The 23,016-nt window shown below is 67.2% G+C and carries 21 protein-coding genes; 10 read left to right on the forward strand and 11 right to left on the reverse strand.

Going from position 1 to position 23,016, the window contains the following annotated elements:
- The first annotated feature begins 150 nt into the window (after nt 1-150).
- Together CJ177_RS36460 and CJ177_RS36465 are read left to right on the forward strand one after the other, a co-directional pair.
- Nucleotides 151-534: a DUF1844 domain-containing protein gene (locus CJ177_RS36460; protein WP_005247396.1), complete on the forward strand. Its 384-nt coding sequence runs from the start codon at nt 151-153 to the stop codon at nt 532-534.
- A 1-nt stretch (nt 535) separates the two neighbouring features.
- Nucleotides 536-949: a DUF1801 domain-containing protein gene (locus tag CJ177_RS36465; protein WP_061044234.1), complete on the forward strand. Its 414-nt coding sequence runs from the start codon at nt 536-538 to the stop codon at nt 947-949.
- A gap of 7 nt (nt 950-956) precedes the next feature.
- Here CJ177_RS36465 and CJ177_RS36470 read toward each other — a convergent pair whose 3' ends face one another.
- Nucleotides 957-1,658 carry a YafY family protein gene (locus tag CJ177_RS36470; RefSeq protein ID WP_095870109.1) on the reverse strand — a complete coding sequence of 234 codons (702 nt, stop codon included), beginning with the start codon at nt 1,656-1,658 and terminating at the stop codon, nt 957-959.
- Nucleotides 1,659-1,777: 119 nt separating this feature from the next.
- On the opposite strand from CJ177_RS36470, the gene CJ177_RS36475 reads away from it, so the two are divergent.
- Nucleotides 1,778-2,524 (forward strand): alpha/beta fold hydrolase, encoded by a 747-nt coding sequence (locus CJ177_RS36475; RefSeq protein ID WP_095870110.1) that lies wholly within the window; start codon nt 1,778-1,780, stop codon nt 2,522-2,524.
- Between the two features lie 6 nt (nt 2,525-2,530).
- On the opposite strand, the gene uvrA is transcribed toward CJ177_RS36475, so the two are convergent.
- Nucleotides 2,531-5,527, reverse strand: coding sequence for an excinuclease ABC subunit UvrA (gene uvrA / locus CJ177_RS36480; protein ID WP_179443384.1), 2,997 nt, complete (start codon nt 5,525-5,527; stop codon nt 2,531-2,533).
- Between the two features lie 151 nt (nt 5,528-5,678).
- On the opposite strand from uvrA, the gene CJ177_RS36485 reads away from it, so the two are divergent.
- The 4 genes from CJ177_RS36485 to CJ177_RS36500 all read left to right on the forward strand — a co-directional run bounded on the left by CJ177_RS36485 (nt 5,679) and on the right by CJ177_RS36500 (nt 10,325).
- Entirely contained in the window at nt 5,679-6,368 is a 690-nt protein-coding gene (locus CJ177_RS36485) for an MBL fold metallo-hydrolase (protein WP_061697209.1), read from the forward strand.
- Between the two features lie 168 nt (nt 6,369-6,536).
- Nucleotides 6,537-7,499 carry a DoxX family protein gene (locus CJ177_RS36490; protein WP_005247408.1) on the forward strand — a complete coding sequence of 321 codons (963 nt, stop codon included), beginning with the start codon at nt 6,537-6,539 and terminating at the stop codon, nt 7,497-7,499.
- Nucleotides 7,500-7,659: 160 nt separating this feature from the next.
- Entirely contained in the window at nt 7,660-9,942 is a 2,283-nt protein-coding gene (locus CJ177_RS36495) for an ATP-binding domain-containing protein (RefSeq protein WP_005247410.1), read from the forward strand.
- A complete protein-coding gene (locus tag CJ177_RS36500; protein WP_005247412.1) occupies nt 9,939-10,325 on the forward strand; it encodes a DUF732 domain-containing protein in 387 nt (128 codons plus the stop codon). Before CJ177_RS36495 ends, CJ177_RS36500 begins: the two co-directional genes overlap by 4 nt.
- 13 nt (nt 10,326-10,338) lie before the next feature.
- Here CJ177_RS36500 and CJ177_RS36505 read toward each other — a convergent pair whose 3' ends face one another.
- The 3 genes from CJ177_RS36505 to uvrB form a co-directional block, all read right to left on the reverse strand.
- Nucleotides 10,339-10,791 carry a universal stress protein gene (locus CJ177_RS36505; protein WP_005247414.1) on the reverse strand — a complete coding sequence of 151 codons (453 nt, stop codon included), beginning with the start codon at nt 10,789-10,791 and terminating at the stop codon, nt 10,339-10,341.
- A 188-nt stretch (nt 10,792-10,979) separates the two neighbouring features.
- Nucleotides 10,980-11,852, reverse strand: coding sequence for a hypothetical protein (locus CJ177_RS36510; protein ID WP_061044229.1), 873 nt, complete (start codon nt 11,850-11,852; stop codon nt 10,980-10,982).
- Nucleotides 11,853-11,882: 30 nt separating this feature from the next.
- A complete protein-coding gene (uvrB, locus tag CJ177_RS36515) occupies nt 11,883-14,045 on the reverse strand; it encodes an excinuclease ABC subunit UvrB (RefSeq protein ID WP_005260403.1) in 2,163 nt (720 codons plus the stop codon).
- A 77-nt stretch (nt 14,046-14,122) separates the two neighbouring features.
- On the opposite strand from uvrB, the gene CJ177_RS36520 reads away from it, so the two are divergent.
- Nucleotides 14,123-14,641 carry a DUF402 domain-containing protein gene (locus tag CJ177_RS36520; RefSeq protein WP_095870111.1) on the forward strand — a complete coding sequence of 173 codons (519 nt, stop codon included), beginning with the start codon at nt 14,123-14,125 and terminating at the stop codon, nt 14,639-14,641.
- Nucleotide 14,642: 1 nt separating this feature from the next.
- On the opposite strand, the gene coaE is transcribed toward CJ177_RS36520, so the two are convergent.
- Complete coding sequence (gene coaE, locus CJ177_RS36525; protein ID WP_095870112.1) at nt 14,643-15,857, reverse strand: dephospho-CoA kinase; 1,215 nt, start codon at nt 15,855-15,857, stop codon at nt 14,643-14,645.
- Nucleotides 15,858-16,027: 170 nt separating this feature from the next.
- On the opposite strand from coaE, the gene CJ177_RS36535 reads away from it, so the two are divergent.
- Nucleotides 16,028-16,246, forward strand: coding sequence for a hypothetical protein (locus CJ177_RS36535; protein ID WP_005247422.1), 219 nt, complete (start codon nt 16,028-16,030; stop codon nt 16,244-16,246).
- A gap of 147 nt (nt 16,247-16,393) precedes the next feature.
- Here the strand turns inward: CJ177_RS36535 and rpsA are convergent, their stop codons facing one another.
- Nucleotides 16,394-17,878, reverse strand: a complete 1,485-nt coding sequence (rpsA, locus tag CJ177_RS36540; protein WP_025432847.1) for a 30S ribosomal protein S1 — start codon at nt 17,876-17,878, stop codon at nt 16,394-16,396.
- A gap of 249 nt (nt 17,879-18,127) precedes the next feature.
- Between rpsA and CJ177_RS36545 the strand changes: the two genes are divergently transcribed.
- Nucleotides 18,128-19,021 (forward strand): class I SAM-dependent methyltransferase, encoded by an 894-nt coding sequence (locus CJ177_RS36545; protein WP_005247427.1) that lies wholly within the window; start codon nt 18,128-18,130, stop codon nt 19,019-19,021.
- 39 nt (nt 19,022-19,060) lie between these two features.
- Here CJ177_RS36545 and CJ177_RS36550 read toward each other — a convergent pair whose 3' ends face one another.
- The 4 genes from CJ177_RS36550 to CJ177_RS36565 form a co-directional block, all read right to left on the reverse strand.
- Entirely contained in the window at nt 19,061-19,822 is a 762-nt protein-coding gene (locus CJ177_RS36550) for an amino acid ABC transporter ATP-binding protein (protein ID WP_005247428.1), read from the reverse strand.
- Nucleotides 19,819-20,802 (reverse strand): amino acid ABC transporter permease, encoded by a 984-nt coding sequence (locus CJ177_RS36555; protein ID WP_005247430.1) that lies wholly within the window; start codon nt 20,800-20,802, stop codon nt 19,819-19,821. Before CJ177_RS36555 ends, CJ177_RS36550 begins: the two co-directional genes overlap by 4 nt.
- A gap of 20 nt (nt 20,803-20,822) precedes the next feature.
- On the reverse strand, nt 20,823-21,752 hold the full coding sequence (locus tag CJ177_RS36560) for an ABC transporter substrate-binding protein (protein ID WP_005247432.1): 930 nt from the start codon (nt 21,750-21,752) through the stop codon (nt 20,823-20,825).
- 148 nt (nt 21,753-21,900) lie between these two features.
- Nucleotides 21,901-22,998 (reverse strand): isocitrate/isopropylmalate dehydrogenase family protein, encoded by a 1,098-nt coding sequence (locus CJ177_RS36565; RefSeq protein ID WP_061044228.1) that lies wholly within the window; start codon nt 22,996-22,998, stop codon nt 21,901-21,903.
- Nucleotides 22,999-23,016: the final 18 nt, after the last annotated feature.

Here is a 23,016-nt window from a genome sequence, read left to right on the forward strand (position 1 = left end):
CCTGCCGCGCAGAGGTGGGAGTCGGACTCCACTTGCTGCCCCCGACAAATCCGAAGGCGGTCGTTGCGTCAAGAGTAACATTTGCGCACGTCGTGAGCTAATCGATACCGGGACGTTGCGCCGGCGGACGCTGGTGGAATCCTCTAAGGCATGACGGACAACATCGATGACACCCCGAACGACGGCACCCTGACCGGCGGTGACCAGAATACCGACGTCCGGGAACTGGCCGACGTTCCCTCGGTCGAGGTCATCAGCCGCGCCGCGGTCATGCTCATGAGTTCGGCAGCCGAGAAGCTCGGCCTGTCCGACGCCGACCCCGACTCCAGCCCCCACCGCGACCTCGACGAAGCCCGCCGGGTCATCACCGCCCTCGCCGGCCTGGTGACCGCGTCCATCGAGTACCTCGGACCGCACGCGGGACCGATCCGGGAAGGCCTCCAGGCGCTGCAGCGCGCGTTCCGCGAAGCGTCCTCGCATCCGGACGAGCCGGGCAAGGGTCCGGGCGAGAAGTACACCGGCCCCGTGTACTGACATGGCGAGCCGCAACAAGACCACGCAGACGCCCGCCGGCGTCGACGAGTTCCTCGCCACGATCGCCGATCCGGTCAAGCGCGCCGACAGCGCACGACTGGTGGAACTGCTCACCGCCGCGAGCGGGGAGCCCGCCGCGATGTGGGGCACGAGCATCGTCGGGTTCGGCTCCCGCCACTACAGGTACGCCAGCGGGCACGAGGGCGATACCGCACTGATCGGCTTCTCGCCCCGGGCCGCGGCACTCACCCTGTACCTCTCGCTCGACTTCACCGAACACGAGGCCGAACTCGCCGCCCTCGGCAAGCACACACTCGGCAAAGGGTGCCTCTACGTCAAGAGGCTCGCCGACGTCGACGAGTCGGTTCTCGTCTCGTTGCTGAACCGATCCGTGGCCGCCGCCCGCGCGCTCTGATCGGATCTCACCGTTCGAACACGCTGCGCGCGTCGGCCGGCGGTTCGCCGAAGAGGCTCGGATCGCGCGGGACGAACGACCGGCCGGTGAGGGTGGCGTCGGACACCCGATCCAGCCGGAACCAGCGCACACCCGCCCGGCTCCGGCACCACGCGACGAGGAACCACGATCCCCTCGTGTGAGCGAGAAGGTGCGGTTCGACGACGCGTTCGGTGCGCTCACCGTCCCGGTCCACATACCGGAGCGACACCATCAGTTCGCGCTGCACTCCGTCTTCGACGACGCGGCGGATGCGTGGTTCCGCGCCCGCCGTGTCGGCGTCTCGCCGGATCCACACCTTCGCGCCGAGCCGCTCCACCCGCTCCCTCGACTCGGCGTCCATCACGTCCAGCAGTTTGGCCAGCGCGGCCCGGCCGTCGGTCGCGAACGGCGCATCGCGAAACGCAGTGAGGGCCAACGCCACCGAAACCGCTTGAGCGGGAGTGAAATTCACCGGCGGCAACGTGCCGTTGCCGATGATCCCGTATCCCCCACCCGGCCCGGCGGTGGCCCGGATCGGGGCGCCCGAGGACTGCAGCACGGCGATGTCCCGCTTGATCGTCCGGGTGGTCACCTCGAACTGCGCCGCCAACTGCTCCGCGGTCCGGCCCCGGTTCCCCGCGCGGCGCAGTTCTTCCGTCAGGGCGTGGAGGCGGGCTGGACGGTCCATGAGGGCAGTCTGCCGAACGACCGCGGCAAAGTCCCGATTCTCGCCGACCGATTCCGTTACGCGACTGTGACACATACGGTGACACGCAGATGTCACCGATACGGGTTCACTCTTGTCTCATGACCCAGACAAGCGAAGCACACGACAGCACAGGCATTCACATCATCCTGGCTCCCGGATTCTGGCTCGGCGCATGGGCTTGGGAGGCAGTGGCTTCCGACCTGGTCCGGCGAGGTCACCACGTCACCGCGGTGACCTTGCCCGGACTCGACTCAGCGGACAGCGACCGTGCAGGCATCGGACTGGACGATCACATCTCCGCAATCGCGGACGCCGTCGCGGCCACACCGTCGTCGGAGCGGGTGGTGCTCGTGGCGCACAGCGGTGCGGGTCCGGTGGCCTACGCGGCGAGCGATCGGGCGCCCGACCGACTGGCCCGCATCGTCTACGTCGACTCGGGGCCGCTGCAGAACGGCACCGCACTCCGGGAGGATCTCGATGCTTCGGTCACCGAGATCCCGCTTCCGTCGTGGTCCGAACTCGAGGCCGAAGGCAGCAGCCTCGACGGGCTGGACGACGCAACGCTCGAGATATTTCGCAGCCGCGCAGTGCCCGAACCCGCCGGCCCGGCGAGGGACAGGCTCGAACTCGTCGACAGCAGCCGTCTGGACGTGCCGACCACGGTGATCTGCACCAGCTTCCCGTCGGAGGTCATCCAGCAGATGGCCGGCGCGGGTCATCCGATGGCCGCCGAACTCGCGCAGATCGCGAAGGTCGACTACGTCGATCTGCCGACCGGCCACTGGCCGATGTGGTCGCGGCCCGCAGACCTCGCGACCGCGATCGACGCGGCCGCGAGCGACTGACCGAGCTCAGCTGACTGCTGCGGCCTTCTTCGGCGCCCGCTTGCGCGGTGTCGCCGTGGCGGCCGCGGCAGTCTTCTTCGTCGAAGCGGGCTTCCGCGTCGACGTCGACTTGGCCGCCTTCGACTTCGCCGCAGCGGGAGGCGCCGGCACCTCGAGGACGTTTTCCAGGAACCGACCCGTGTAACTCTCCGGAACCTGCGCCACCTCCTCCGGGGTGCCCTGCGCGACGACGGTGCCGCCGCCGGACCCGCCCTCGGGCCCCATGTCGACCACCCAGTCGGAGGTCTTGATCACGTCGAGGTTGTGCTCGATCACGATCACCGTGTTGCCCTTGTCGACCAACCCGTTGACGACCCCGAGCAACTTGCGGATGTCCTCGAAGTGCAGACCCGTCGTGGGCTCGTCGAGGATGTACACCGTGCGGCCCGTCGACCGTTTCTGCAGCTCGGCGGCGAGCTTCACGCGCTGCGCCTCACCACCGGACAGCGTCGGTGCGGGCTGACCGAGCCGCACGTACCCGAGACCGACCTCGACCAGGGTCTTGAGGTAGCGGTGGATCGAGGTGATGGGCTCGAAGAACTCCGCGGCCTCCTCGATCGGCATGTCCAGCACCTCGGCGATGGTCTTGCCCTTGTAGTGGACCTCGAGAGTCTCGCGGTTGTACCGGGCGCCGTGGCAGACCTCGCACGGCACGTACACGTCGGGAAGGAAGTTCATCTCGATCTTCAACGTGCCGTCGCCGGAGCAGGCCTCGCACCGGCCGCCCTTGACGTTGAACGAGAACCGGCCCGGCTGGTAGCCGCGCACCTTCGACTCGGTGGTGGCGGCGAACAGGGTGCGGATCTTGTCGAACACCCCGGTATAGGTGGCCGCGTTGGACCGCGGGGTGCGGCCGATCGGCGACTGGTCGACCTGCACGAGCTTGTCCAGCTGGTCGAGCCCGTTGATGCGGGTGTGCCTGCCCGGTACCTGGCGGGCGCCGTTGAGCTTGTTCGCCATCACCGTCGCGAGGATGTCGTTGACGAGCGTCGACTTACCGGACCCGGACACACCGGTGACCGACGTGAGCACGCCCAGCGGGAAGCTGACATCGATGCCCCCGAGGTTGTGTTCGCGCGCACCGATGACCGTGACCTGCCGCTTGCGATCGACCGGTCGGCGGATGGCCGGAATCTCGATGTGACTGCGGCCCGACAGGTAGGCCCCGGTGAGGGATTCCTCGCAGTCCAGCAGTTCCTCGTACGGCCCGCTGTGGACGACCTTGCCTCCGTGTTCGCCGGCGAGCGGCCCGATGTCGACGACCCAGTCGGACGTGCGGATGGTGTCTTCGTCGTGTTCGACCACGATGAGCGTGTTCCCGAGGTCGCGCAGGCGCGTCAGGGTCTCGATGAGACGCCGGTTGTCGCGCTGATGCAGACCGATCGACGGCTCGTCGAGGACGTACAGGACGCCGACCAGGCCCGAGCCGATCTGGGTGGCGAGGCGGATACGCTGCGCCTCACCGCCGGACAGCGTCCCGGCGGCGCGAGCGAGCGACAGGTATTCGAGGCCGACGTCGAGAAGGAAGCCGAGACGCGCCTGAACTTCCTTGAGCACCTGACCGGCGATGGCCTCCTCGCGACTGCCCAGCGTGAGGCTGTTCAGGAAGTCGGCGCAATCGGAGATCGACAGTTCACAGACCTCGGCGATCGACTTCATGCCGAACTTCTCGTTCGCGATCGTGACCGACAGGATCTCGGGGCGCAGACGCGCACCGCCACATGCGGGACAGGGGGTGTCTCGCATGTAGCCGTCGTAGCGTTCCTTCATCTGGTCCGACTCGGTCTGCTCGAGGCGGCGGTGCAGGAAGGGCATGACGCCCTCGAACTCGGCGTAGTAGGAACGGGTACGCCCGTACCGGTTCTTGTACCGGACGTGGACCTGCTCCTCGCTGCCCTCGAGGATCGCCCGACGTGCCTTCGCGGGCAGCTTGTTCCACGGCGTCTTCATATCGAAGCCGAGAATGTCGCCGAGCCCGGACAGCAGGCGGCCGAAGTATTCGGAACTCTGCCCCATCGACCACGGCGCGATGGCGCCGTCCTCGAGGGACAGCTCGGGGTCGGGGACCACGAGGTCGGGGTCGACCTCCTTGCGGATTCCGAGACCCGTGCACTCGGGGCAGGCGCCGTAGGGGGAGTTGAACGAGAACGACCGGGGTTCGAGGTCGTCGATGGAGAGAGCGTGGCCGTTCGGGCATGCCAGCTTCTCCGAGAATCGGCGTTCCCGGTCTGCGGCGTTCTCTTCGCGGTCGACGAAGTCGAGGACGACGATGCCCTCCGCCAACCGCAGCGCGGTCTCGACGGAGTCGGTGAGCCGCTGCTTGGAGCCGGCCTTGACGGTGAGGCGGTCGACGACGACCTCGATGTCGTGCTTCTCCTGCTTCTTGAGCTTCGGCGGATCGGAGAGCGGATGCACCACGCCGTCGACCCGCACACGCGAGTAGCCCTGCATGTTGAGCTGGTCGAACAGGTCGACGAATTCGCCCTTGCGGGTACGCACGACGGGAGCGAGCACCTGGAAGCGGGTGCCTTCCTCCATGTCGAGGACCTGGTCGACGATCTGCTGCGGCGTCTGCCGCGCGATCTGCTCGCCACACACCGGGCAGTGGGCGGTGCCCGCCCGGGCGTACAGCAGACGGAGGTAGTCGTAGACCTCCGTGATGGTGCCGACCGTCGACCGCGGGTTGCGGTTGGTCGACTTCTGGTCGATGGACACCGCCGGCGACAGACCTTCGATGAAGTCGACGTCGGGCTTGTCCATCTGACCGAGGAACTGGCGCGCGTACGCCGACAGCGACTCGACATAGCGTCGCTGGCCCTCGGCGAAGATCGTGTCGAACGCCAGACTCGACTTGCCCGAGCCCGACAGCCCGGTGAACACGATCAGGCTGTCGCGGGGCAGATCGAGATCGACCCCTCGCAGATTGTGCTCACGGGCACCCCGCACGATAAGGCGATCCGCCACTCCAAGTCCCTTCATTGTTCGACAACCGAGGACGCGCACGAACGCTGAGCCCTCTGGCCGTGCCATGGTAAGCCGGGGCACCGACACGTTCTGTGGGACGGATGGCCGCCCTGCCACTCACCTGCCTGTATTCGACGGTAGCCTCCCCATCATGACCGAGCAGCCCATGGTGATAGAAGACTCGTACACCGGCCACGTCTCCCCCGGTGCGGCGCCGCAGCGCCGCACGGTTCCGGGAGCCACGATCACGAAGATGTCCGTCGGCCCCATGAACAACAACGTGTACCTGGTCGTCTGTTCCACAACCGGAAAATCCGTCCTCATCGACGCCGCCAACGAGGCGGACCGCGTCAACCAGTTGATCGGCGAACACGCGCCGTCCCTCGAGCTGATCGTCACCACGCACCAGCACGGCGACCACTGGCTGGCGCTCGAGGACGTCGCGGCCGCCACCCGCGTGGACACCGCCGCGCATCCACTCGACGCCGACGCACTGCCCGTCCGGCCCGACCGCCTCCTGGAAGACGGTGACACGGTCACCGTCGGCGACGTCACCCTCGACGTGATCCATCTCGCCGGCCACACCCCCGGCTCCGTCGCGCTCGCGCTCACCGAGGCCGGCGGCGGACGCACCCACCTCTTCACCGGTGACTCCCTCTTCCCCGGCGGCGTGGGCAAGACCGCCGACGCCGGCAAGTTCGCATCACTGCTCTCCGACGTCGAAACCAAGCTCTTCGACCGCTACGGCGACGACACGGTCGTCTACCCCGGCCACGGTGACGACACCACCCTCGGCACCGAGCGCCCCCACCTCGGGGAGTGGCGCGAGCGCGGCTGGTGACCGCAACCGATCGCCGATTGCGCACCGGACGGTCCGCGATTGGCGATCGGCCTCCCTGGGTACTGGTGAATGGGCAGCCTGTCGGTTCGGCAACATGCTCGTACGCCGACGACTGCCCTGAACTCTCGTTAGTGTGAGACGGGAGAACTCGAGATTGGGAGGCCAGGAATGCTTGTCCGTCGTATCGCTCGCCCACTGCTGTCCGCAGTCTTCATCAGCGGAGGGATCGATGCACTTCGAAATCCGGCGCAGAGAGCACAGGCCGCTGCACCACTGATCGACAAGTCCACAGAGACGCTTCCCGAGTCCGTCACGCAGAAGATCCCGTCCGACCCGGAGACGTTGGTCAAGATCAACGCCGCCGTGCAGATCGGCGGCGGAATTCTTCTCGCCACCGGGAAGGCACCGCGACTCGCATCGCTCGCGCTGGCCGGCAGCCTCGTGCCCACGACCGTTGTGGGGCACGACTTCTGGAACGAAACCGACCCGGCGAAGAAGGCGGCACAGCGCACTCAGTTCCTCAAGAACGTCAGCCTGCTCGGCGGACTGTTGATCGCCGCCGTCGACACCGAGGGCAAACCGTCCCTCGGCTGGCGTGGCCGCCGCGCCGCCCGGCACGCACAGGAGACCGTGGTCGCGGCCCTGCCGCTCGGATCGGGTCACGACCATCACGGTCCCGAGATCGCGGAGGCGTTGGCTGTGGCGTCGGAGCGTGCCCGCATCTTGACCGAAGAGGCCGCAGAGCGCGGATCCGAACTCCTCGAGGTCGCGAAAGACCGTGGCGCCGAACTCGCGAAGGTCGCGGCGGATCGCGGCCCCGAGTGGGCGGACGTCGCGAAGGAACACGGCTCCGAGTGGGCCGAGGTCGCCAAGGAACACGGCTCCGAGTGGGCCGAGGTCGCCAAGGAGCGCGGCGCGGAACTCGTCGAACTGGCGAAGGAACGCGGAGCGGAACTCGTCGACGTCGCGAAGGAGCGGGGCCCGGAATTGGCCGAGGTCGCCCGCGAGAAGGGCGGCGAATGGGCCGGCACCGCCGCGGAACGCGGCGAGGTCCTGGGCAAGCGGGCCCGCAAGCAAGCGGAAGCCGCGCTCGAGAAGGCCCGAGCGAAGCGGGACGAACTGTCTCACTGACCCCGAGCCGCGGCGCCGACCTGCGCCGGATAATCGATCTGATCGGCCCCGGAGATCGCCCCTGACCTGCAATGTCAGCGGGCGGCCTCCGGGGCCGACTAGACTGTCCAGGCACTTTTGCAGCCGATCCGGCTGCAGCCGAACCAGTCAAGGAGACCTCTTGCCCGACGAGGACACGTCACGCGACGAGCGCGAGCTCGAGCAGCAGTACGTGACGATGCTCTACACCCGACTGGACGGCCTTCGCCAGTACGCGGCGAACCGGCTGAGCCGTGTACTGCTCGAAACCGGTGGGACCCCGCAGGCCCGCAGCGAGCGGGAGTCGTTCAACCAGCTCTACACCGAAGACCTCGCCAAGTACGACGCCGCGGAGAACGGACTGTGCTTCGGGCGCATCGATCTCGACGGCGAGCATCGCTACATCGGCCGACTCGGCATCCTCGACGAGGAGAACGACTACGAGACGATGCTCCTCGATTGGCGTGCGCCCCTTGCCCGCCCGTTCTACCTCGCCACCCCCGCAGCCCCCGACGGCGTCTCCCGTCGACGGCACATCCGGACGCGGAGCCGCCGGGTGACGGCCGTCAACGACGAGTATCTGGATCTGGCGGCGGCGGAGGCCGCGGGCACGATCACCGGCTCGGACGGCGTCGCGGGTGAAAGTGCACTGCTCGCCGCGCTCAACGCGGCCCGCACCGGTCAGATGAACGACATCGTCGAGACCATCCAGGGTGAGCAGGACACCATCATCCGGTCGGAGCACAAGAGTGTGCTGGTGGTCCAGGGAGGACCGGGCACCGGCAAGACCGCGGTCGCTCTGCACCGCGCCGCCTACCTGCTCTACACCTACCGGCAGCAGCTCGCGAAGGCCGGCGTCCTCATCATCGGCCCCAACGCCACGTTCCTCGACTACATCGGCCAGGTGCTGCCGTCGCTCGGCGAGACCGGTGTGCTGCTCTCGACCATCGGCGACCTCTACCCCGGTGTCCGCGCCACCGTCGAGGACAGCCTCGACGCCGGCGAGATCAAGGGCTCGCTCGACATGCTGGACGTGCTCAAGAAGGCGGTCCGGGATCGGCAGGAAGTGCCGTCGCGTCCCGTCGAGCTGACCTTCGACACCTACCGGATCACCCTCGACCGCAAGGTCGTCACCCGCGCTCGTGGCCGGGCGAGGTCGTCGCGGCGCCCGCACAACCTGGCCCGGCCCATCTTCGTCTCGTCGGTCATCGAAGCGCTCGCCCAGCAACTCGCGGACACACTGGGCGCCAACGTCGTCGACGGCGGGAACCTGCTGAGCCGGGACGACATCGCCGACATGCGCGACGAGATGCGTGAAGACCCGGACATCATGACGGCGATCAGCGCGCTGTGGCCGGAATTGTCGCCGCAGCAGGTCCTCGCCGAGCTGTATGCGTCGCCGAAGCGACTGGCCGACGCCGCCCCGAATCTGACCGAAACGCAACGTGAGTCGTTGCGACGCCCCGTCATGCGCGGCTTCAGCGCCGCCGACGCGCCACTCCTCGACGAATTGGCGGAACTGCTCGGCGTCGACGACGCCGCCGAACGGGAGCGCGCCCGCCGCCAGTGGCGAGCGCAGATCGCGGATGCCCAGGGCGCTCTGGACATCCTGACCGGTTCGGCGCCGCAGGATCTCGAGGACGAGCTGGACCCGGAAATTCTGATGGCGTACGACCTGATCGACGCCAGTCAGCTGGCCGAACGCCACGACGTGGGACAGCACCAGACCACCGCGGAGCGCGCTGCGGGCGACCGAACCTGGACCTACGGCCACGTGATCGTCGACGAGGCGCAGGAGCTCTCGGAGATGGCCTGGCGAATGCTGATGCGGCGCATACCGAATCGCTGGATGACGCTCGTCGGCGACACGGCGCAAACCGGCGACCCGGCGGGAACGTCGTCGTGGCAACGGATCCTCGAACCGTACGTGGCCACCCGGTGGAAGCTCACGGAACTGACCGTCAACTACCGCACTCCGGCGGAGATCATGACGTCGGCACGGCGAGTTCTCGCCGAGATCGACGCCGAGCAGACCGTGCCGCGGTCGGTGCGCGAATCCGGTTTCGCACCATGGGCACTGCAGGTGTCCGAATCCGAGCTCGTAGACACCGTGCGCACCTGCGTGTCCCGGGAATCGGGACCGGGCACGACTGTCGTGATCGGGGGCCACGACCTCGTCGCCGCACTGGCCGATCTGAAGTCGGACACCGTCAGCGTCCTGACGGTGCGGGACGTCAAGGGGTTGGAGTTCGACTCAGTGCTCATCGCCGAGCCACAGGACATTCTCGACGAGTCGCCGCGGGGAATGAACGACCTCTACGTCGCCCTGACCCGCGCGACGCAACGACTCGGTGTGGTGCACACGAAGACGTTGCCCGCGGTGCTGTCCGAACTCGGTCCGGCCGAGGTCGGGATCCTGTCGTGACACCGGGCGGTCGCGGTCGGCTGATCGGGTGTGGGCTCGCCCTCACCACGATCGTGCTGACCGCGTGTTCGGAGGCCACCGCTTCCGACCCGCCGTCGACGGCCCCGCCTGCGCCCACTACGTCCGCATCACACCTGGACGCCCGTGGCCTGCGCTACAAGGAGTCACTGATCGAGGCCGGCATACCGGCGCTGCCCGACGACACGGTGATGGCGCTGGCCAACGGGATCTGCGGTCAACGGTCCGGCGGCACCGACGAGGCCACGATCCTCGCGCATCTGACCCCGATGGCGCAGTTCGCCTCGGCGACATCGGATATCGGCCTGACCGCCGAACAGGTGGCGCAGGTCTATCTCGATGCCGCCGAGGCGAACTACTGCTGATCAGTCCCTGGTCTCAGCGCACCGTGTGGACGATGAGGACGTCGGACGTCGACTTGCGTGCGGCATCCGACGGAACGGAGCCGAGGAGACGCCCGGTGAGCGTGTTGAGTCCGCGGTTGCCGATCACCAGAAGACCGGCCTCGACCTCGTCGACCAGGTTCAGCAGCGACTCGACGGGGGCACCGACGACAGCGCGCTCCACGACCTCCTTGGCGCCGGCGGCGTGGGCGCGCTCCTTCGCGGTGCGGAGGATCTCGTACGTCGGGGCGGAACCGGTGATCTGGTAGGCCTCGTCGCCGAGCGCGTCGGCGGCCTGCCCGACGTCCTTCGGATCGGCCGGGTAGTACGCGCAGGCGATGATCAGCTTGGCACCGGCGTCTCCCGCGATGGCAGCAGCCTTCTCGACGGCCAGAAACGACGACTCGGAGCCATCGGTTCCGACGACAACGGTCCGGTAGGCGCTCATTCATTCCTCCATGTCTGCGGTGGTCAATTGGCCGGGGTCCGGACATACGTCATGCCTGGACCCAGCAGCCACTGCGCTGACCCTAGCCGTATCGCTGCCCGCATAGGTGCATTTGCAACACATGCCACAAGGGATATCCCCAGTGCATGACGGATCACATTCCGGATGCGTGCGGGCTGTGATCGGCGTCAGCGCGACGTGCCGACCTTGGGACCGAAAACGCCGGCGGGGAACACCCCCGCCGCGACGATCGCGTCACGCCACGGGGTCGCGAGTGCGACGAGCCGGGCCGCCCCGTCCTCCCCCAGCGCGGCCCACGGGGCGAGCGCGAGATCGTCGGTGAGGTCCTCCACCAATTCCCGCAGTTCCTTACCGTCGGCGGTGAGTTCGCCCCGGGCGTCCAGGATCTCCCGGTCACGGAGACTCTCGCATGCCGAGTCCCACTGGTCCTGGGTCCAGGCACGGCGCGTGATCGCGAACTTCTTCTGGAAGCCGAACCCGGTCGCGGTGTGTGTGATCAGCGATTCGAGTCCGCTCAGTCCCGCTGTCTGCAGGGCGGCGACGTGACCGTCGCCGCGGTACTCCCGCAGCAATGTGAGGGCATGCCAGAAAGCGAGGTGCGGTGCGTCCGGCCACGCCACCTCCGCGTACCCCGCATACAGCGGCCTGCCCTCGACACCCGGGATCCCCCGGGCCGCGATCGACGCGAGTTCGGCGGCCTCGGCCATCTCCGGTGAACTCGTCACCGATTCGCCGAGAAGTCGCACATACGCCTCCCCGACCGCCCGGTACCGCGCCTCGACGACTGCCGCGGGCGTGGCCAGACCCCAGGCACGCGGAATGACCGACTCGATCACTGCCGGACTGAAGTTGAAGAAGGTCGCAGTGACGACGCCCGCACCGACCGCGCCCATCGGCGCGGAGCGGCCCGCGAAGTAGCCCATCCGACCCGGCTCGAGGCCCGCCTCGACCAGACGATCCTCGACCTCGGGAACGAAATAGCTGAGGGAATGAAGCAGCTCCAAGGACCGGGCGGTACGACCTGCGTTGTGTGCATCCATACTTCAGACCGTACTGCCTCGGCGCCGTCGCTATTTCAGGCCCGCGGCGTCCATTCCGCGCAGTTCCTTCTTCAGGTCGGCGATCTCGTCGCGCAGTCGTCCGGCGAGTTCGAACTGCAGATCACGGGCGGCGTTCATCATCTGATCAGTCAATTCCTTGACCAGGTCCGCCAACTCCGCCCTGGGCATCGACTTCGTGTCACGACCCTCGTACACCCCGGCGCTGACCGAGCGCCCGGCCTCGCCCTGCGCACGGCGCCCGCGGGTGGCGTTGCGTCCGGAACCGCCGACGTCGACTCCGCTGGCCGTGTCCTCGGCTTCCTCGTAGACCTGGTCGAGGATGTCCGCGATCTTCTTCCGCAGCGGCTGCGGATCGACGCCCATCTTCTCGTTGTAGGCGATCTGCTTCTCACGCCGCCGCTCGGTCTCCTCGATCGCGTGCTGCATCGAGTCGGTGATCTTGTCGGCGTACATGTGGACCTGGCCGGAGACGTTACGAGCCGCACGGCCGATCGTCTGGATGAGGCTGGTCGAGCTCCGGAGGAACCCCTCCTTGTCGGCGTCGAGGATGGCGACCAACGACACCTCGGGAAGGTCGAGGCCCTCACGCAGCAGGTTGATACCCACCAGAACGTCGTACTCCCCCAGCCGGAGCTGCCGGAGCAGCTCGACCCGTCGCAGCGTGTCGATGTCCGAGTGCAGGTACCGCACCCGGATACCGAGCTCGAGGAGGTAGTCGGTGAGATCTTCCGCCATCTTCTTCGTCAACGTGGTGACGAGGACGCGCTCGTCCCGGTCCGCGCGTTCGCGGATCTCGTGCACGAGGTCGTCGATCTGCCCCTTGGTCGGTTTGACGACCACCTGGGGGTCGACGAGACCGGTGGGGCGGATGACCTGCTCGACGAACTCCCCGCCGGCCTGCCCCAGCTCGTACTTGCCGGGTGTGGCCGACAGATACACCGTCTGCCCGATGCGCTGGGTGAACTCCTCCCACGTCAGCGGACGGTTGTCGGTGGCGGACGGCAACCGGAACCCGAACTCGACGAGGTTCCGCTTGCGCGACATGTCGCCCTCGTACATCGCGCCGATCTGCGGGACCGTCACGTGGGACTCGTCGATGACGAGGAGGAAGTCTTCCGGGAAGTAGTCGATGAGCGTGGCGGGCGCAGTGCCCGGTCCACGACCGTCGATGTGACGCGAGTAGTTCTCGATGCCGGAGCAGAACCCGACCTGCTTGATCATCTCGAGGTCGTACTGGGTGCGCATCCGGAGACGCTGCGCCTCGAGCAGCTTGCCCTTGTTCTCGAGGTCGGCGAGCCGTTCCTCGAGTTCGGCTTCGATGTCCTTGACGGCGCGTTCCATCCGCTCGGGACCCGCGACGTAGTGCGTGGCCGGGAAAATGCGCACCGAGTCGACCTTCCGCACCACGTCCCCGGTGAGGGGATGCAGGTAGTACAGCGCCTCGATCTCGTCGCCGAAGAACTCGATCCGGACCGCCAGCTCCTCGTACGAGGGAATGATCTCGACGGTGTCGCCGCGCACCCGGAAGGATCCGCGGGTGAACGCCAGATCGTTGCGGGTGTACTGCACGTCGACCAGCAGCCGCAGCAGAGCGTCGCGCGGAACCTCCACACCGACCTCGAGCTGCACCGACCGGTCGAGGTACGACTGCGGGGTGCCGAGGCCGTAGATGCACGACACGGACGCCACCACGACCACGTCCCGCCGCGAGAGCAGGCTCGACGTCGCCGAGTGGCGCAGTCGCTCGACGTCGTCGTTGATCGACGAGTCCTTCTCGATGTAGGTGTCGGTCTGCGCGATGTACGCCTCGGGCTGGTAGTAGTCGTAATACGAGACGAAGTACTCCACCGAGTTGTTGGGCAGCATGTCGCGCAGCTCGTTGGCCAACTGCGCGGCGAGCGTCTTGTTCGGCGCCATCACCAGGGTGGGCCGCTGCACCTTCTCGATCAGCCACGCCGTGGTCGCGGACTTGCCCGTACCGGTGGCGCCGAGCAGGACCACGTCCTTCTCACCGGCGTTGATACGGCGTTCCAGATCGGCGATCGCGGTGGGCTGGTCGCCGGCCGGCTTGTGGTCGCTGACCACCTCGAACCGCGCTTCCGACCGCTCGATATCCCCGATGGGACGGAACTCGGAATGTGCCACCACGGGGTGCTCGGATGCAAACGCCATGCAACCAGGGTAGGCGCAGGTACCGACAAACTCCCCGACGATCTCGGTCAGCTGAAAAACCCGGTAGGTTCCCCACCATGGCAGGCGCGAGTCACGACATCCACCCACCGAAGGTCGAATACTTCGACCTTCGCGATCACACCAACACCGACCCCAAGGGTTTCGTCCGCCACGTCGATCACTACCGGGTCGAACCGTGGGGGCTGTACATGGCGCGCACCTCCGACCACCGCCAGTTCCACTACCTGGAGTCGTGGCTGCTCCCCGACCTGGGTCTGCGCGCGTCGATCTTCCACTACCACCCCTACCACCAGCGCGATCAGGACCACTATGTCGACATCGGCACCTTCACCCGGGGTGACGACGTGTGGAAGTCGGAGGACCACTACCTGGATCTGGTGGTGCGCACCGGCCGCGACACCGAACTCCTCGACGTCGACGAGCTGGTCGAGGCGCACAGCACCGGCCTGCTCGACACCGCGACGGTCGAGCAGGCGATCCTCACCGCCACCACGGCGATCGACGGCATCGCCGCGCACGGCCACGACCTCGGCCGCTGGCTGGCCTCGATCGGCATGCCGATCGACTGGCGGTGACCTACGCGGTCCAGCCGGTCCGCTCGGCCCATTCCCACGCCCGGTGATAGGCGCGATCGAACCACGGGGACTTCGCGTCCGCATAGGCGGTGATCGCGTCCCGGTAGTCCGTGTGCCCGGCCGCCTTCTCCGCCGCACCTTCCTTGACCGCGAGGTACTCCGTGCGGGCGTCGGTGTCGGCGCGGAGCCAGTCGCGGAACACGAGCGCGAACTGCTGTCCGGGCCACCCGTCGACCCGAACGTGGATGTTGACGGGCCGGCCCGGATCCGCGCCGCCGTGGATTCGCTTGCCCCACAGCGCCGGGTCGGTCTCTCCGCCCTGGTACGCGGGCTTCGGGTCGTCGGCGGTGATGTGCTCGATGCGAGGGAACCCGGCGTCGGCGAGAGATTCTGCCAGGTCGTCGGCCGTCTCGAGGTTCGCGACGGTCACCTGGACGTCGATGACGTCCTTGGCGGGCAATCCTTCGACGGCCGTCGACCCGATGTGGTCGATCCGGACGGCGCGATCGCCGCACACCAGTCTCAATCGAGCGATCAACCGGTCCGCCTGCGCCGGCCACTGCGGATTCGGCGGGGCGAGTTCGGGCAGGACACGGACGACGGACCGTGTGCGGATGTTGGACTCGAAGGGCATGAGACGCTCCGACCACAGTGCCCGGATCTCCGGTTCGAGCGCGCCCGGGGCGCCGCTGTTGTCGAGCCAGACGTCGGCCGCCGCCCGCCGTTGATCGTCGTCCGCCTGGGCTGCGATCCGCGCCCGCGCATCGGTCTCGGGCATCCCCCGCGATCCGACGAGCCGCTGCACCCGCTCCTCGGCATCGACGAACACGACGACGACCAGGTGGAACGCCGCGCCCATTCCGCCCTCGACCAGCAACGGAATGTCCTGAACGAGGATCGCGTCCTGTGGCGCCGATTCGATCGTCTCGGTGGTGCGCGCCCCGACGAGCGGGTGGACGATCGAATTCAGCGCCAGCCGTGATTCGTCCTCCGCAAAGGCACGCGCTGCCAGGGCGGGCCGGTCGAGTGCGCCGTCCTCCGTCAGGATCTCCTCACCGAACCGGTCGACGAGGGCGGCGAGGCCGGGTGTTCCGGGTTCGACGACCTCCCGCGCAATCAGATCGGCGTCGACGATGACGGCCCCGAGTTCGGCGAGGACCTTCGACACGGTGGACTTACCGGCTCCTATGCCTCCAGTGAGGCCGATTCTCAACACGCCTCCCAGTGTTGCACCCGCCGCGGAACGAGTACGCACGTCCCTCGCCGATCTCCACCCTCTTCCCTCTCTGCAGACTCACCTGTCCCAAATACCACAGATGTCCGACATGGTCGGTTATGTTCTAGCGAACGCACCCGACCTGCACCTTCTCGAAGAAGAGGAACGCCATGCGCGATCACCGCAACCAGTTCGGTCGGCACCGCCTCGGCATTGCGGGCGGGGTGCATTGCATCGAGATCCCCGAGGTGGCGTCCGCACTCGCGGAGCATCGCCGGACCTGGCTCACGGCACTCATCAGCCAGGGCAGGCACAGTTTCGCAACGATGCGCAAGCGTGCCGAGGTGCAGTCGTCGTCCGGCTACTGGATTCCCGCCACCGCGAACTGAGTACCCGCCTCACCCGACACTCACTGTGGCCCAACCTCCGGAGAGGTTGGGCCACAGTCATGTTGGGATGTCCGGCAACGACGAGACCCCGCCCCTGCAGTGCTGGAGCGGGGTCTTCGGCTTTGCCTGACGAGTCAGGCGGACGTGCTAGGCGTTGCCCGACAGCTTCTCGCGCAGAGCGGCGAGCTGTGCGTCGCTGGCCAGCGATCCGCCGGCAGACTCGGACGACGAGGTGCTGGCGGACGAAGCGGCGTCGGCGTCGCCGGCACCCGACTCGGAGGAGTAGCCGGCAGCAGCGGTGGCAGCCTCGGCGGCCTCGTCTGCAGCGGTCTTCTCCATCTGAGCGGTGTGCATCTTGTGGCGACGCTCAGCCTCGGCGTAGCGGTTCTCCCACTCTTCACGCTGCTTGTCGAAGCCCTCGAGCCATTCGTTGGTCTCGGGATCGAAGCCCTCGGGGAAGATGTAGTTGCCCTGCTCGTCGTAGCTGTCCGCCATGCCGTACTTGGACGGATCGAACTCGGCGTTGTAGTCCTCGTTGGCCTGCTTCAGCGACAGCGAGATGCGACGACGCTCGAGGTCGATGTCGATGACCTTGACGAGTGCATCGTCGTTGACTCCGACAACCTGGTCCGGGACCTCCACGTGGCGCTCGGCCAGCTCGGAGATGTGGACGAGGCCTTCGATTCCCTCTTCGACGCGCACGAAGGCACCGAACGGAACCAGCTTCGTGACCTTGCCGGGCACGATCTGGCCGATGGCGTGCGTGCGGGCGAACTGACGCCACGGGTCTTCCTGCGTCGCCTTGAGCGACAGGGAGACGCGCTCGCGGTCCAGGTCGACGTCGAGAACCTCGACGGTGACCTCGGTGCCGACCTCGACAACCTCGGACGGGTGGTCGATGTGCTTCCAGGACAGCTCGGACACGTGCACCAGGCCGTCGACGCCGCCCAGGTCCACGAAGGCACCGAAGTTGACGATGGAGGACACGACGCCCTTGCGGACCTGGCCCTTCTGCAGCTGGTGCAGGAACTCGCTGCGAACCTCGGACTGCGTCTGCTCGAGCCATGCACGGCGCGAGAGGACGACGTTGTTCCGGTTCTTGTCGAGCTCGATGATCTTGGCCTCGATCTCCTTGCCGACGTACGGCTGCAGATCGCGGACACGGCGCATCTCGACGAGCGAAGCGGGGAGGAAGCCACGCAGGCCGATGTCGAGGATCAGGCCGCCCTTGACGACCTCGATGACGGTGCCCTTGACGGCCTCGTCCTTCTCCTTGAGCTCCTCGATGGTGCCCCAGGCACGCTCGTACTGAGCGCGCTTCTTCGACAGGATCAGTCGGCCTTCCTTGTCCTCCTTGGTGAGGACGAGAGCTTCGACCTCATCGCCCACGGAGACGACCTCGTTGGGGTCGACGTCGTGCTTGATGGAGAGCTCACGGGAAGGGATGACGCCTTCGGTCTTGTAACCGATGTCGAGCAGGACCTCGTCGCGATCGACCTTGACGATGGTGCCTTCGACGATGTCGCCATCGTTGAAGTACTTGATCGTTGCGTCGATGGCGGCGAGGAAGTCCTCGGCGGAGCCGATGTCGTTGACGGCTACCTGCGGCGAGGTCACGGTGGTGGAGGGCATGTGTTGAGTTGCTCCGGACGGGTTGTGGTCGGTTGATGGTGTTCTGTCGGACAAGCAACCTGAACCGACGAAACATTCCGCCGAATCAGATCACCGCAAGCGCAGTGAACGACACCCGACTGGAACCGAACAAACTCGAACTGAACCGAATCCGATGCCGCACACATAGACACTCGCGTGCAATAGGCTACGCGCCCGTGGGCAAGCTGGGCAAACCCGGGCACGTTCCCACGCTCTACTCTGTTGCCCATGCCCGATCCTCGCCCGTCCGATTCTCCCCTCTCGCCCGAAGACGACCGTCACGGCACCGCCAACAGCGTCCTCGGAACATCGGGGGTGAGCCGCGTCCGCGTCGATTCCGAGTCCAGCGAACGCGCGAGCCGTGCCTGGTGGGACGCCGATGCGGACGACTACCACCGCACCCACGGCGAGTTCCTCGGCGTGGACTCGTCCGAGGGTGAGTTCGTCTGGTGTCCGGAGGGACTCCACGAGGGCGACTACCACCTTCTCGGTGACGTGGCGGGCAAGGACGTCCTCGAGGTGGGCTGCGGTTCCGCTCCCTGCGCGCGGTGGCTCGCCGGCCGGGGCGCCCGGGCAGTCGGGCTCGACCTGTCCATGTCGATGCTGACCCGCGGGGTCGAGGCCATGCGGGCGGGCGGCGCGACCGTGCCGCTCGTTCATGCGGGAGCCGAGCACCTCCCCTTCGCCGACGCGAGCTTCGACATCGCATGTTCGGCTTTTGGAGCAGTTCCGTTCGTGGCGGACTCCCAGCAGGTGATGAGCGAGGTGGCGCGCATTCTTCGCCCGGGTGGGCTGTGGGTCTTCGCCGTCAACCATCCGATCCGCTGGATCTTCCCGGACGATCCGGGCCCACGCGGGCTCACTGCGTCGCTCCCCTACTTCGACCGCACGCCGTACGTGGAGGTCGACGGCGACGGCGTCCCCACCTACGTCGAGCACCACCGGACCATCGGCGACCGGGTGCGCGAGATCGTGGCGGCAGGATTGGAGGTGCGCGACATCATCGAGCCGGAGTGGCCCGAGTGGCTCGACCGGGAATGGGGGCAGTGGAGCCCGCTGCGGGGACAGATCTTCCCCGGCACCGCCATCTTCAGCTGCCGCAAACCCGTGAGTACTTCTTAACCGCCCGCGGTTGAGAAGTACTCACGGGGCCGGAGGCCACTACAGCAGCTTCGACAAGAACAGCTTGGTGCGGTCGTGCTGCGGATTGGCGAGCAGCTCGCGGGGGTTGCCCGATTCCACGACGACGCCGGCGTCCATGAACACGAGCTGGTCGGCCACCTCGCGCGCGAAGCCCATCTCGTGCGTGACGACGACCATCGTCATGCCGCCGGCCGCGAGATCCTTCATCACGGTGAGCACCTCCCCGACCAGCTCCGGGTCGAGGGCGGACGTCGGCTCGTCGAACAGCATCAGCTTGGGATCCATCGCCAGCGCGCGGGCGATCGCGACGCGCTGCTGCTGACCACCCGACAGCTGCGCCGGGTACGCGTCCGCCTTCTCACTCAGGCCCACCTGCTCGAGGAGATCACGTCCTCGCTCGAGCGCCTTCTTCTTGCTCAGCCTCTTCACCTGGATGGGCGCCTCGATGATGTTCTCGAGTGCCGTCCGGTGCGGGAAGAGGTTGAAGTGCTGGAAGACCATCCCGATGTCGCGGCGCTGCTTCGCGGCCGCCCTGGGATGGAGTTCGTAGAGCTTGCCGCCCCGCTCGGAATACCCGACGATCTCACCGTCGACGTACAGCCGCCCGGCGTTGACCTGCTCGAGGTGGTTGATGCACCGCAGGAACGTCGACTTCCCCGAGCCCGACGGCCCGACCAGGCACAGGACCTGGCCGGCGTCGATCTCCAGCGACACACCCTTGAGTACCTTCAGCGCCCCGAAGTTCTTGCAGACCCGGTCCGCCTTGACCATCGGCGTCATCGTCGTTCCCCTCCGGGTGTGTCGGGCAAGGTCTCCGGCCCGGGTTCGATCACGAGCGGCTTGCCCTGCGCGTCGGCGAGCGCCTGCAGTTGCCGCGGGGTGAGCTTGCGGGACGCACCCTTCGAGTAGTACCGCTCCAGGTAGAACTGGCCGATCATGAGCAGGCTGGTGATGGCGAGGTACCAGGTGGCGGCCACCATCAGCAGCGGGATGGGCTGGAAGTTCGCGCCCGAGATGTCTCTGGCACGTCCGTACAACTCCAGGCTGTACGGCACCGCGGTGACCAGCGACGTCGTCTTCAGCATGCTGATCAGCTCGTTGCCGGTCGGCGGGATGATCACTCGCATGGCCTGCGGCAGGACCGTGCGGCGCATGGTCTGCGACCACGTCATACCGAGCGCCACCGACGCCTCGGTCTGCCCTTCGGCGACCGAGTTCACGCCGGCACGGACGATCTCGGCCATGTACGCGGCCTCGTTGAGTCCCAGCCCGATCACCGCGAACAGGAACGCCGCGTTGATTCCCTGCAGATCGATGTGCACGAACTGGTGGACGAACGGGATTCCCAGATCCAGCTGCTTGTAGATGGACGGGAACAGTCCCCAGAACACCAACTGCACGTAGACCGGAGTCCCGCGGAAGATCCACAGGTAACCCCACGACGCCGCCTTCAGCACCGGGTTCGGAGACAGCCGCATGACGGCGAGGACCACACCCAGAATGATGGCGATCGCCATCGACAGGATCGTCAGCTGGATGGTGTTCCACGCCGCGGCCGAGATCCGTGCATCGAACAGATAGCGGGCGTAGATGTCCCAGCGGTACGCCTCGTTGGTGCGTGCACCGTTGACGAACAGCGCCAGCAGCAGGCCGACCACGATCGCGGCGATCCAGCGGCCGGGCCGCCGCAGCGGAATCGCCTTGATCGGCTCCGGTTCCTGCCCCGGCTCGGTGCCGGACCGGTCCGGGGCCTTCTCCACGTCAGACACTCGTCAACCGCTCAGCTCGTGGCGCCGTTGATCTGCGAAGTCGTGATGACGCCCGCCTCGACGCCCCAGTTCTCCGCGATCGTCCGGTAGGTGCCGTCGTCGATGAGGTGCTGCAGTGCCTGCTGGAGGGTCTGCGCGAGCGGCGACCCCTTCGCGACGGGCCAGCCGTACGGCGCGGCGTCGAAGACCTCGCCCGCAGCCTCGATCTTGCCTTCGCTCTGCTTGATCGCGTACGCGGTGACGGGCGAATCGGCGGACATCGCGTCGACCTTGCCGAGTGCGACGGCGCTGGCGGCGTCGTCCTGGCTGTCGAACTTCACGATCTCGATGGGCGGCTTCCCGGCCGCGACGCACGCCGCGCTCTTGGCGGGCACCTCCTCGAGATCCTCGATGGTGGTGGTCTGCACGCCGACCCGCAGGCCGCACGCGTTGGTGGGGTCGACGGACTTACCGGCGGGCTGCGCCCACTGCACTCCGGCGCTGAAGTAGGTGGTGAAGTCGACCGACTGCTCGCGCTCCTTGGTGTCGGTGAACGACGACATACCCATGTCGTAGCTGCCGGCCTGGATCGACGGGATGATCTTGTCGAAGTCCGCCTCGGTGTACTCCGGTGTCACGCCGAGCACCTTGCCCACCGCATCGACGAGGTCGACGTCGAAGCCGACGATCTTGCCGCTCGGATCCTTGAACTCGTTGGGCGAGTACGGAATATTGACACCGACGATGATCTTGCCGGACGAGGCGATCTCTTCCGGCAGCGTCGCCGCGATGGCATCCACCTTGTCGACTTCCACGGCGACGGTCTCTTCGCCGGACGGCGTACCACCGCCCTCGGTGTTGCTGGCGCAGCCGGCGAGCAGCAGAGCGCTGCCACCCGCCAGTGCACAGATGGTGCGGGCCACTCGGCCTCGCGCGAAGACGGATCGACCAGACACTGGCATGTCCTCCAAGGAAATCGTGGTACACCGAGCGAGCTACGGCGACGGAGAACTCTCGAACTCCGAATAGTCGAACGGTAGGTTACGGCACCCACATCTGCGGACGTCGTTACCGAACATTAACGGCCTGCCGCGGCCTGTGGCGGCGGTTTCAGCGACGGAGTGTGCGGGCGAGGACCGTCTCCGTGAATTCACTGGTCGACGCGAGTCCACCCAGGTCAGCCGTGGCGACGCCGGATGCGATCGTCGCGCGGACGGCGTCGCGGATCCGGTGGGCCGCGCCGGCCAGATGCCGGTCCGCGCGGCGGTCCCCGAGCCACTCCAGCATCATCGCGGCCGACAGCATCAGCGCCGTCGGGTTGGCGCGGTTGCGCCCGGCGATGTCAGGTGCCGCGCCGTGCGCCGCCTGCGCCATCACCTGGGTCTCGGAACTGTTGATCGACGGCGCCGTACCGAGCGAGCCGGACAGCTCCCCGGTCAGATCCGACAGGATGTCGCCGAACATGTTCTCCGTGACCACGACATCGAAATCGGCTCCCCGGCGCACGAGATGCGCGGTCATCGCGTCCACGTGCTCGTCGTCGATCCGCACGTCCGGGTAGTCGCGCTCCCCCACCTCCCGGCAGACGTCGCGGAACAGCCCGGTCGTCATCGACAGCACGTTGGCCTTGTGCACGATCGTGACGTGCCGGCCGCGTGTGCGCGCCAGCGCGAATGCGGTGTGCGCGATGCGCTCACACGCCTTCCTCGTCACGACGCCGACCGCCAGCGCCACGTCCGGAGTGGGCATGAACTCGCCGCTGCCGGCGAACATGTTCCGATCCGCGTACAACCCTTCGGTGTTCTCCCGGACGATCACCAGGTCCATGTCCGGGACCGTCGAGGCGACGCCCTCGAGCGAGCGCGCGGGGCGAATGTTCGCGAAGAGGTCGAATCTCTTGCGCACCACCCCGCCGGGGGTCAGCCGGCCGCGGAACGGTTCCGGGTAGGCGGCGCTGTCGTGCGGGCCCAGGATCCAGGCGTCGAGTTCGTCCAGCGCGGAGAGCGTGAACTCGGGGATCGGCGTGCCGTGCGACTCGATGGCGCCGAGGCCGAGGGGCAGTTCCACCCAGTCGACGTCGCCGCCTCCTGCCGCGGTCACCGCGGCCGAGACCACCCGCTGGGTGGCCGGGACGATCTCGTGACCGATGCCGTCGCCGAGGAGCACCCCGATCCGGGTATCGGAAATGTTTGCCGTAGCACCGCTCATGAGGCCATCATTGCCTAC

The sequence above is a fragment of the Rhodococcus sp. ACPA1 genome (assembly GCF_002300195.1).
GTDB classification, from domain to species: Bacteria; Actinomycetota; Actinomycetes; order Mycobacteriales; family Mycobacteriaceae; genus Rhodococcus_F; species Rhodococcus_F opacus.